We start from the raw sequence: 10,814 nt of genomic DNA on the forward strand, positions 1-10,814 counted from the left end.
CCTGAGTCATAAGAGACTAATGACAAGGAGCAGGTCGAGCCGATGCTGGCGACGCTCAAGGCGCAGGCCGACGCGCTCGGTGCCGTGAACTGCCTGATCGCCGATACTGGCTTCTGCAGCGAGAAGAACATCCAGGCGTGCGAGGCGGCCGGGATCGAGCCGCTGATCGCGGTGGCTCGCGACGAGCACCATCCGGGCTGGCGGGAGCGCCACAGCGAACCGGCGCCCCTGCCCAAGAATGCCACACCCGTGCAGACCCTGTCCCATCGTCTGAAGACCCAGGCCGGACGAGCGCTCTACGCTTTACGCAAGCAGACGGTCGAGCCGGTCTTCGGCATCATCAAATCGGTGATGGGCTTCCGCCAGTTCTCGCTGCGCGGTTTGAAGAAGGTCACCGGCGAGTGGACCCTCGTCTGCCTCGCGTGGAATTTAAAGCGTATGGCCGCATTGCGTCCACAGTAGGGAAAAACGAGGGGAAACCCTCGAAAAAACCGGAAAATCGTGAAACTCCGGCCTTTTCATCCCGCATTGTGAAATTTTCGGGTTTTCCCTGCCCTAAGTCCGACAGGCTGCTAGAAAAGTCTTCCGGCATTCCAGCAGCGATCCGAGGAGGAATTCAGCCCTGTGATTGTCGGAGAACTTATCCGAGACCGCTTAGCGATTTCGGCGGAGATCAGCAGGCGTCTCATTGATTCCACGTGTCTTCGTGGCTTTCCGCACGGCGTACCGCGTGCGGCAATGCTAGGCTGTCATCGGATCAAAGGTTGGCGAGGTGGCTGGAATGGCCCTGCCAACCACTGATTCGGGTGTTAATTCAGCAGGAAAAGCAAACAGACTTTCCATGGGTATTCCGTTACTGATCATGACTGGAACTTCCGCCAATGGCTTGCCGAGAAATTTGAAAAATAAGCCTAACTTTTTGGATGGACACTCATTATAATGATGCTGCGCTGCAACAAAACCCTGACTCACAAGGTCGCGGTTGACGGCTTGCAGTGTTTGGCGTTGCCAGTTATTCAGGAGTACTCGTATGAAAGCACCAAAAATTTTGCCGTGGATTGCCCACAAAACGGGCATCAGCGAAGAACTTGCGCTTAAACTTTGGCGCCGTGCGGCTGGGGAAGCCGAAACCATTGCCGGCTGCTGCGACAGCTCGGATTTTTGTCACCTGGCCATGGAACGTTTTATCGACTTCGCGGAAGCCGAGGGCACATCCTCTGTGGTGCGTCAAACGGCTAGGCCCAGGAGTTGCGTTTCCTGGCTGTGGCGCCACCAGAACCGGATCTCGAAACTGAATATGATTACCCTCGAGAACATCATCAGACTGAGCCTGTCCAACTGGACCGGCGTGTTTCCAGGTCCGCGCCGCACTGCCTGAGAACCTCGGCGACGAGCAGACCAACAGAGCGCAGGCTTGTCAGTGACGCACAACGACCGGCAAGGCAATCTGCAGAGACTCTGCAATTTGCACTGCTAATGCGGCAGCTTCGCTCTGTGTCGGCAGTTGCGCGAGACGAACGGTGTAATCGTAACCGCTGTCGGCATTCGCTCTCGGCATGATCCGGACCGGGTAACCAGCGGTGCGTGCACGATCGTACAAAGACAAGGTTGCCGCTTCGCTATCGAGCGTTGCCAGCTCGACTACCCACCGACCACGACGCGTGGCGTGGCGGTCGGCGACCTGCGACATGCCTGTTGGCACGGCAACAGGGGGCGGAGCTGCCGGTAGCGCGGTCTGCGCCGCCAGCGATGCTAGCTGGCTGGCAGTGACTACCTCGATCGGTGCCGGTGCATCACCTTTTGGTGCCAGATAGCAGCTTGGTGCAGTATCTATCTGCAGCGCCTCTGCCAAGGGGTGCAGCACCACAATACTTCCCTCCAGCAAACAAATGCGGTCACTTTCCGCATCGACTCTGCCCAGGACATCGGTTCCCCTGATTCCCGCAGTCAGCGTGCCGACGCGCAAATTGACAGCTCGCTGCCGATGATTCCTGTTAAAGGCGCTGGTACTGAAACGCACAGCACCTTGCTGGACATCGAGAGCGGCCGTAAACACCTGCGCTTCACGTACGCCAAGTGCGTTCAGGTCGAGTTGGCTGTCAGCAGCCATTCCGACCGTGCTGCCATCGCCCAGTCGAATTCTGACCCTGGCCCTAGGGCCGCTGATCACCCGGTCGCGATTCTGCAGAACCATCCCTGGTGTCAGCTCCTGCCGGACGCCGAGTCGCTCAAGCCAGGCAGGCATGAGCACTCCGTCGACGATGGCGTCTGCTCTTGTTACTGCGCTTGTCGTCTGCGGCAGCAGACTCCCGGTAAGCATGGCGAAAAGAGCGCAGATACAATGCCTGTTCATTGACAGTTCCTTGCGGCCAGGGGAAAGGGGCATTCTATCATTGTGCAAAGCGCGACTGCCTGCACTGCACTGTCAACATGCTCAACATGCGCGAGCTGTGGAGCTGGCTTGCGTTTGTCCGCGCAGCGGCTAGACTGCCGCAATGCAAGCAGACTTGAGTGACGAACGACTGATGCTGGCCTATCGTGCGGGTGATGCAGATGCGTTCACAACGCTCTATCGTCGTTATCGCGGCTCGCTCTATCGCTATCTGGCGCAGCAATGCGGCGACCCGGCGGTAGCCGAAGAGCTTTATCAGGAAGTCTGGATCAAGGTGGTCAAGGCCCGTGCCGACTACCAGCCTCTAGCCCGTTTTTCGACATGGGTTTTCCGGATCGCGCGCCACCGGCTGATCGATCACTACCGAAAACATTCTCCACAAGCGCTGGCGCAGTTGGCGCCGAACGCTGACGATCAAGATCAGGTCGATGATTTGATTGCCTGCCTGCCGGCTCCCGGCCATGAGACGCCGCACGCCTTGCACGAGCGGCACCATGCGGCGCACAGGATCAACATGGCGCTGGCGGCGTTGCCACCAGCCCAACGCGAAGTCTTTCTACTCGCCGAAGAGGGTGGACTGACCCTGGAGGAAATTGCCGTCGCCACCGACAGCGGCCGCGAAACGACCAAGAGCCGGTTGCGCTATGCGCTGACCAAACTCAGACACTCGCTGCAGGATCTGTTATGACTGAGCACTCTCAGGACTCTCCGAGCGATCCGCAACTCTCCCGATTGTATCGAGAGTATGCAACTGAGCAACCGTCGCGTGCTACGGACGAGCGCATTCTCGCTGCGGCACGGGCGGCTCTTGCCGAATCGCCGGCGAACCCACATCGCGACACCTGGTGGTTGCGCTGGCGCGCACCACTGGCCCTTGCCACGACCTTGCTGCTGACCATCACCCTGGCTTTGCTGCAGGAGCGGCAGCCAGGTGGTCTGCAGGAGGCACCGAAACTGCAGCAGGAAGCCCCGCCAGCGCGACATGAGGCGCCGAGTCGTGGCGTCCGCGAGCAGGCCGGTTCCGCTGCCGCTCCTGAACCGGCCAGGGCAACCGCGCCACCTCCACAGCCCAGCGAAGCGCACGGCAAATCGGCAAAGCCCTCGGTCAGCGCTGGCGAGAGCGACCGTCCATCGAAATCCGACATTGTTGCCGAACCAGGGCTAGCCGCAACCCCGCCGAGCAAGTCCTTGCCCGCCGCGGCACCGGCGGCGCCAGCCGTGCTGGACAGCGCTCCCTCGCCCGCTGCCACGGTCAGCGACAACCAGACGGCGAAGCGTATCGACTCAGCTCCTGCAGCCGAGCGAGCGGCGGCGCCAGCACTGGCCAAGACCGAAAACGGCCGCAGCGCCAACGTTTGGCTCGATGAAATCCGTGCACTGCGACGCGATGGCAGGCACCGGGAAGCCGAACGGCAACTGCAGGAGTTTCGTCGGGCGAACCCGGATTACCCGCTACCGGAAGAATTTCGTCAATGAATTGACCCCGTTTACCGGCGGCGGGCGTTTACATGGTCATCACATCACCCAAGGAGTCCCTCATGAAAAAACTCGCCGCCTTCTTCGCTGCCCTGCCGCTGGCCGGCTGCATCAGCATTGCCGACGCCGGCGCACTGGTCGACGTCGGCATCATCGACCGCAGCAGTGGTCAGGCGTTGGAGGTCTATCGCCACCACGGCCGCCTGTACGTGGTCGGGACTCCCGGTAACCGCTACGCGGTGATGTTGCGCAACAAGAGCAGCGGTCGTGTGCTGACCGTGCTCTCGGTTGACGGCATCAATGCACTCAGCGGCCAGACTGCCGCCACCTCACAATCAGGTTACGTCCTGGTGGCGCGACAATCCGCCGAGATCTCCGGCTGGCGCAAGAGCATGGACGATGTGGCAGCGTTCTACTTCACCAGCGTTGCCGACAGCTATGCCGGCCGCACCGACCGCCCACAGAACGTCGGAGTGGTTGGCGTCGCCGTCTATCGGGAAGCCGAGCCATTGCCGCCGCCGCAGGTCACGACGCCGTCGCGGGAGCGCGACGACGCTCCTGCTGCCGATAGGGCGACATCGAGCACCGCGGCCAGGGCGGTTGCGCCGGCGCCTTCGCAAGCACCCGGCAAGCTGGCGGAGAGTCAGGGTCGTCTGGGCACCGGCCATGGCGAGCGCATCAGCGCGCCGACGCAATACACCGAGTTTCGACGTGCCAGTGACGCTCCCTCCGAAGTGCTGACCATTCATTACGACAGCTATAGCAATCTGCTCGCCCAGGGCATCATTCCACGGCCGCCCCGGCAACAGCCGACACCAAATTCGCTTCCGAACCCCTTTCCGGGCGGCTTCGTCCCCGATCCGCGGAACTGAACCGCTTTGCGATCTCCCGATCAGGGCAAGCCCAAGCACGTATGCGTATAATCCGCGCTTCAGCCTCTTTCTGGATTGTGACCGGCCATGCAGGAAAAGTATCAACCCGCGGACGTGGAAATCGCTGCTCAGGACTTCTGGAACCGGAGCGGTGCGGCGCGCGCCATCGAGGACATCAACCGGCCCAAGTACTACTGCCTGTCGATGTTCCCCTATCCTTCGGGCAAGCTGCACATGGGGCACGTGCGCAATTACACGATCGGCGACGTTCTCGCACGCTTCCACCGGATGCTCGGCGATAACGTCATGCAGCCGATGGGTTGGGACGCTTTTGGCATGCCCGCGGAAAATGCGGCCATCCAGAACAATGTGCCGCCGGCGCAATGGACCTACGCCAACATCGATTACATGAAGACGCAACTCAAGCGTCTGGGTTTTGCGATCGACTGGGAGCGCGAGCTCGCCACCTGCCGACCCGAGTACTACCGCTGGGAGCAATGGCTGTTCACCCGTCTGTACAACAAAGGGCTGATCTACCAAAGGCTGGGAACGGTCAACTGGGATCCGGTCGAGCAGACCGTACTGGCCAACGAGCAGGTGATCGATGGGCGTGGCTGGCGTTCGGGTGCGCTGATCGAGAAGCGCGAGATCCCGATGTACTACATGAAGATCACCACCTACGCCGAGGAACTGCTGGCCGACCTCGACCAGCTCGACGGCTGGCCGGAACAGGTTCGACTGATGCAGAAAAACTGGATCGGCAAGAGCACTGGCGTACGCTTTGCCTTTCCCTATGAACTCGATGGTCAGCCCGGCCAGCTGTGGGTATTCACCACGCGTGCTGACACGATCATGGGTGTCACCTTCTGTGCCGTCGCCGCCGAGCATCCACTAGCCAGCTATGCGGCGGCGCGCGACCCCAGGGTGGCGGCTTTTGTCGAGGAATGCAAGCAGGGTGGCGTCGCCGAAGCGGACCTGGCAACGATGGACAAGAAAGGCCTGCCGACCGGCATTTTCGTCACGCATCCGCTGAGTGGCGAACAGATCGAGGTATGGATCGGCAACTACGTGCTGATGAGCTACGGCGACGGCGCGGTGATGGCGGTGCCGGCGCACGACGAGCGCGACTTCGCCTTTGCCAGGAAATACGGATTGCCGATCAAACAGGTGATTGCCGTGGCGGGCGAGACCTTCTCGCTCGATGGCTGGCAGGAATGGTACGCCGACAAGCAGCGCGGCGTCTGCGTCAACTCCGGAAATTACGACGGCCTGGATTGCAAAACGGCAGTCGAAGCCATCGCCGCCGACCTCGCCGCCCAAGGTCTGGGCGAGAAGAAGGTCCAGTTCCGCCTGCGCGACTGGGGAATTTCCCGGCAGCGCTACTGGGGCTGCCCGATTCCGATCATCCACTGTACGACCTGCGGCGACCTGCCGGTGCCTGACCAGGACCTGCCGGTGGTCCTGCCGGAAAACATCACGATTGGCGGCGCCGGTTCGCCACTCGCCAGGATGCCCGAATTCTACGAGACGACCTGCCCCGGATGCGGCGGCAAGGCAAGGCGCGAAACCGACACCATGGATACCTTCGTCGAGTCTTCGTGGTATTTCCTGCGTTATTGCTGTCCGGACAATGATCACGCGATGGTCGACGAGCGCGTGGCCTACTGGTGCGCGGGCGGCATAGACCAGTACATCGGCGGCATCGAACACGCCATCCTGCATCTGCTCTACTCGCGCTTCTGGACCAAGCTGATGCGCGACCTCGGCCTGTTTGGCGAGCACCGGCTCGACGAGCCCTTTGCCCATCTGCTGACGCAGGGCATGGTCGTGGCACCGACTTTCTACCGCGAGGACAGCCATGGCAAGAAACAATGGCTCAATCCCGCCGAGGTCGACGCCGTGCATGACGAACGTGGCCGGGCCGTTGGCGCGACGCTGCGAGCCGATGGCCTGCCAGTGATCGTCGGCGGTATCGAAAAGATGTCGAAGTCGAAGAACAACGGCGTCGATCCGCAGGCGCTGATCGAACAGTTCGGCGCCGACACCGCGCGCCTGTTCATCATGTTCGCGAGTCCGCCGGACCAGTCGCTGGAATGGTCCGACGCCGGCGTCGAAGGGGCATTCCGATTCCTCAAGCGACTCTGGCGATTCGTCTACGAGCATGTCTCGGCGGGCCCGGTGGCGCCGACCCCGGCTGCCCATTTGTCTACCGAACTGCAAGGCCTGCGTCGGCAGTTACACCAGACGATCGGCAAGGTTGCCGACGATTACGGGCGGCGCAAGCAGTTCAATACCGCCATTGCCGCAGTCATGGAGCTGCTCAACGCTTATGCCCGCATCACCGACGACTCGGCCGCCGCACGCGCCGTCAGGCAGGAAACGCTCGAAGCGGTGACGCTGATGCTCAACCCGATCGTGCCGCATATCTGCGAAGCGCTCTATGCTGCCTTGAGACCCGGCCACACGCTCTCCGGCCAGGCCTTTCCGAAACCTGACGCAAGCGCGCTGGTGCAGAACGAAATCGAACTGGTTCTGCAGATCAACGGCAAGCTGCGCGGCAGCCTGCGGGTGCCAGCGGCTGCTGACCGGGCGAGCATCGAAAGCGCTGCGCTGGCCTCTGAAACGGCACAGAAGCATCTGGCCGGCACAGCGCCCAGAAAACTGATCATGGTTCCCGGTCGCCTGGTCAATATCGTCACCTGAAACTTTGCGAAAGCGTCCGATGCGTGCAGCGCTATATTCGGTGGGGCTGGGTCTGGTGCTGATACTGTTCGCCGGTTGCGGTTTCCAGTTGCGGGGCGCTTATTCGCTGCCCTACGAAAGTCTTTTCATTGCCATGCCCGACTATTCGGTCATCGCCGTCAATCTCAAGCGCGCCATCCGCGCCTCGGGAACGACGCGCGTGGCGCTGACGGCAAGCGATGCACAGGCGACCCTGGTCCCGGGAGCCGAGTCTCGCGACCGTGTGATTCTCTCGGTATCGGGCTCGGGCCGCGTCAGCGAACTGCGCCTGCGTTACCTCTACACCTATCGGATCACCGATGACAAGGGCCGCGACCTGGTCACGCCGAGCAGCATCGAACTGGTCCGCGACCTCACTTACGATGACTCCAACGTGCTGGCCAAGCAACAGGAGGAGAAGCTGCTCTGGCGCGACATGGAGAATGACCTGGTGCAGCAGTTGATGCGCCGGCTGGCTGCCAGCAAACCGGTGTTTGCAGCGGCTCCCGAGTAAGGTAGCCGGGCATGCATCTCAAGGGCGATCAACTCGCCGCTCATCTCGAACGCGATCTGCAGCCGGTCTATCTGGTCCATGGAGACGAACCTCTGCTGATCATCGAAGCGGCCGATGCCATCCGCGCCGCAGCCCGTCGACGAGGTTTCGATGAACGCGAAGTGCTGACCGCGATGGCCGGTTTCAACTGGAACGACCTCTACCATGCCGCAGGAAACATGTCTCTGTTCGGGGGTCGCACGCTGATCGACCTGCGTGTCCCGACCGGCAAGCCGGGGCGCGAGGGCAGCGCAGCCCTGCAGGAGTATTGCGCGCGCCCCTCTCCGGATTCGCTGCTGCTGGTGACCATGAGCGAAGTCGACTGGCGGGACGAGAAATCCGCATGGATGGGCGCTATGGCTAGCGCCGGGGCAGTAGTCAAGCTGCTCTCGCCGGCGCTGGCCGAATTGCCGGCGTGGCTGGCTGTCCGCCTTCACCGCCAGCAGCAAAGCGCTACCGCCGATGGCCTGCGGTTCATTGCCGAGCGGGTCGAAGGCAATCTACTGGCGGCGCATCAGGAAATCCTCAAGCTCGGTGTACTCTACCCGCCCGGCGCCCTGAGCCTGCAGCAGATTCGCGAGGCAGTGCTCAACGTCGCCCGTTACGACCTTGACGGTCTGCGTGAAGCGATGCTTGCCGGCGATGTAGCGCGCCTGACGCGTACCCTCGATGGCCTGCAGCAGGAAGGGGAAGCACCGCTCCTGGTACTCTGGGCGATGACCGAGGAAGTGCGCCTACTGGCGCAAATCGGCGCAGGACTCGCGCGATGCCAGCCGCTGGACGCACTGTTGAAGGATGCACGGCTATGGGGCACGCGCCAGGTACTGATCAAACGCGCGCTGCAGAGGGTCGACGGTGAGCGCGCCGCCGCCGCCCTGGTGCACGCCGCGCGCATCGACCGGATGATCAAGGGCATCGCTGGCGGCGATGTCTGGGACGAGTTCCGACAACTGAGCCTGCGCATCACCGCCGCCTGAAGCACCGCGTTGTCTCGAGCTTCAACGGCCGTTGTCGCTTTCCAGGTCGACCGAGGCGGTGTCCGGTGCCAGATGTTCCCATGCGCAACCGGCAGTTTCCTGGCGCACGTCATTGAGCCCGCGGCTGAATTTGCTCTGCACGAGGCATTCACCCTGACCATCCTCGCAGACCACCACCAGGCGCAACTCGGTATCGACCATCCGCTCACCATCCCAGTAGCTGCAGGTCGCGCAAACTTTCACTTCAGCAGGCAGTATCAGTTTCTTGTTCATGATCGGCGCAGACAAATGACAATAGGTCTGAGAGTGCATTCCTTTGCAGTGGTTCCGTTGACGCATGCACTCAGACGGTGGCTATAATCGATCCTTCCCCCCAACAGAGAAGTCTCATGGATATCGAGCAGTACATGCAGACCGTTGGCCACCGTGCCCGCGCCGCATCGCGGCTGATCGCACGTGCCGACAGCCAGGCCAAGAACATGGCGCTCTACCGCATCGCCACGGCGATCCGGCGCGAGTGTGACACGCTGCTTACCGCCAATCACGATGACCTGGCTGCAGCGCGTGCCGCCGGCCTCGAACCGGCCCTGCTTGATCGCCTGGCGCTGTCGGCGAAAAGCGTTGCGGCGATGGCTGAGGGCATCGAACAGGTTGCCGCCTTGCCCGACCCGGTCGGCGAAATCAGTGATTTGAAGTTCCGGCCAAGTGGCATCCAGGTCGGCCGCATGCGCGTGCCGCTGGGGGTGATCGGGATCATCTACGAGGCCCGCCCGAACGTCACTGCCGATGCCGCGGCCTTGTGCCTGAAGTCCGGCAACGCCTCGATCCTGCGTGGCGGTTCGGAGGCGATCCGCTGCAACCAGGCGATCGCCGCGCTGGTACAGGAAGGGCTCGCCAGCGCCGGTCTGCCGGCAAATGCCGTACAGGTGATCGAGACCACCGACCGCGCCGCAGTCGGTCACCTGATCAGGATGCGCGAATTCGTCGACGTGATCGTTCCGCGCGGCGGCAAGGGATTGATCTCGCGCCTGCTGGCCGAGGCCCGCGTGCCGATGATCCAGCATCTCGACGGCAACTGCCATGTGTATCTTGACGACGCCGCCGACCCCGAAAAGGCGCTGCAGATTGTCGAGAATGCCAAGACGCAGCGCTATGGCACCTGCAATACCGCCGAGTCGCTGCTGCTGGCGCGTTCGGTCGTCGCCGGCCTGCTGCCACCGATCGCTGCGATGCTGACGCAGAAGGGCGTCGAGATTCGCGGTTGTCCGGAAACCGTCGACCGCGTCAGGGAAGCTCGGGCGGCCAGCGAAGAAGATTACGCCAGCGAGTTTCTGGCGCCGATCATTTCGGTCAAGGTAGTGGCCGGCCTCGACGAAGCGATCGAACACATCAATCGCTATGGTTCGCATCACACCGACGCCATCATCACCGAGAACTACACGTCGGCGATGCGCTTTCTGCGCGAAGTCGACTCGGCTTCGGTGATGGTGAACGCCTCGACGCGTTTTGCGGACGGCTTCGAGTACGGACTGGGTGCCGAAATCGGCATCTCGACCGACAAGATTCATGCGCGTGGTCCGGTCGGTCTGGAAGGGCTGACCAGTCAAAAATGGATCGTTCTCGGTAACGGCGAGGTGCGCGCCTGACGGTCATGACTTTTCCACCCCCGATCATGAAAGTCATAACCCATGATCTGAGGTTCCCTCGGTATTTCGTCTTCCAAAGGGAGGGGAGAGGTGGCCCCGGAAATTCGGACAGGAGGATAAGTGGTAGCCTTGCCCCCACGAACGGCTGCGGAAGCGGCCCCAACAGGAGCAAGAGCA

General features: G+C 61.9%; 10 protein-coding genes and 1 pseudogene. 9 read left to right on the plus strand and 2 right to left on the minus strand.

Annotated features, from left to right (window positions below):
- Positions 1 to 18: 18 nt before the first annotated feature.
- Positions 19 to 462, plus strand: a pseudogene (locus tag AW06_RS12950) (transposase); the annotation flags it as partial.
- Positions 463 to 1,030: 568 nt separating this feature from the next.
- Entirely contained in the window at positions 1,031 to 1,378 is a 348-nt protein-coding gene (locus tag AW06_RS12955) for a hypothetical protein (protein ID WP_138678956.1), read from the plus strand.
- Between the two features lie 39 nt (positions 1,379 to 1,417).
- On the opposite strand, the gene AW06_RS12960 is transcribed toward AW06_RS12955, so the two are convergent.
- Positions 1,418 to 2,245 carry a FecR domain-containing protein gene (locus AW06_RS12960; RefSeq protein ID WP_046536133.1) on the minus strand — a complete coding sequence of 276 codons (828 nt, stop codon included), beginning with the start codon at positions 2,243 to 2,245 and terminating at the stop codon, positions 1,418 to 1,420.
- Positions 2,246 to 2,507: 262 nt separating this feature from the next.
- On the opposite strand from AW06_RS12960, the gene AW06_RS12965 reads away from it, so the two are divergent.
- The 6 genes from AW06_RS12965 to holA all read left to right on the plus strand — a co-directional run bounded on the left by AW06_RS12965 (position 2,508) and on the right by holA (position 8,991).
- On the plus strand, positions 2,508 to 3,080 hold the full coding sequence (locus AW06_RS12965) for a sigma-70 family RNA polymerase sigma factor (RefSeq protein ID WP_246149071.1): 573 nt from the start codon (positions 2,508 to 2,510) through the stop codon (positions 3,078 to 3,080).
- Positions 3,077 to 3,868 (plus strand): hypothetical protein, encoded by a 792-nt coding sequence (locus tag AW06_RS12970; protein ID WP_138678954.1) that lies wholly within the window; start codon positions 3,077 to 3,079, stop codon positions 3,866 to 3,868. Before AW06_RS12965 ends, AW06_RS12970 begins: the two co-directional genes overlap by 4 nt.
- Positions 3,869 to 3,930: 62 nt before the next feature.
- Complete coding sequence (locus AW06_RS12975; protein WP_034950766.1) at positions 3,931 to 4,740, plus strand: hypothetical protein; 810 nt, start codon at positions 3,931 to 3,933, stop codon at positions 4,738 to 4,740.
- An 87-nt stretch (positions 4,741 to 4,827) separates the two neighbouring features.
- The gene (gene leuS / locus AW06_RS12980; RefSeq protein ID WP_034950769.1) at positions 4,828 to 7,443 is read left to right on the plus strand and encodes a leucine--tRNA ligase; all 2,616 of its coding nucleotides are present in this window, start codon (positions 4,828 to 4,830) and stop codon (positions 7,441 to 7,443) included.
- A 19-nt stretch (positions 7,444 to 7,462) separates the two neighbouring features.
- The gene (gene lptE / locus AW06_RS12985; protein ID WP_034950772.1) at positions 7,463 to 7,975 is read left to right on the plus strand and encodes an LPS assembly lipoprotein LptE; all 513 of its coding nucleotides are present in this window, start codon (positions 7,463 to 7,465) and stop codon (positions 7,973 to 7,975) included.
- 11 nt (positions 7,976 to 7,986) lie between these two features.
- Positions 7,987 to 8,991, plus strand: coding sequence for a DNA polymerase III subunit delta (holA, locus tag AW06_RS12990; RefSeq protein ID WP_034950775.1), 1,005 nt, complete (start codon positions 7,987 to 7,989; stop codon positions 8,989 to 8,991).
- A gap of 21 nt (positions 8,992 to 9,012) precedes the next feature.
- Here the strand turns inward: holA and AW06_RS12995 are convergent, their stop codons facing one another.
- A complete protein-coding gene (locus AW06_RS12995) occupies positions 9,013 to 9,264 on the minus strand; it encodes a hypothetical protein (protein ID WP_034950784.1) in 252 nt (83 codons plus the stop codon).
- Between the two features lie 86 nt (positions 9,265 to 9,350).
- Here AW06_RS12995 and AW06_RS13000 point away from each other — a divergent pair, with 86 nt between their 5' ends.
- Entirely contained in the window at positions 9,351 to 10,637 is a 1,287-nt protein-coding gene (locus tag AW06_RS13000) for a glutamate-5-semialdehyde dehydrogenase (protein ID WP_337958786.1), read from the plus strand.
- Positions 10,638 to 10,814 lie beyond the last annotated feature (177 nt).

Origin of the sequence: Candidatus Accumulibacter cognatus, assembly GCF_000584975.1 — a bacterium.
Lineage (GTDB): Bacteria > Pseudomonadota > Gammaproteobacteria > Burkholderiales > Rhodocyclaceae > Accumulibacter > Accumulibacter cognatus.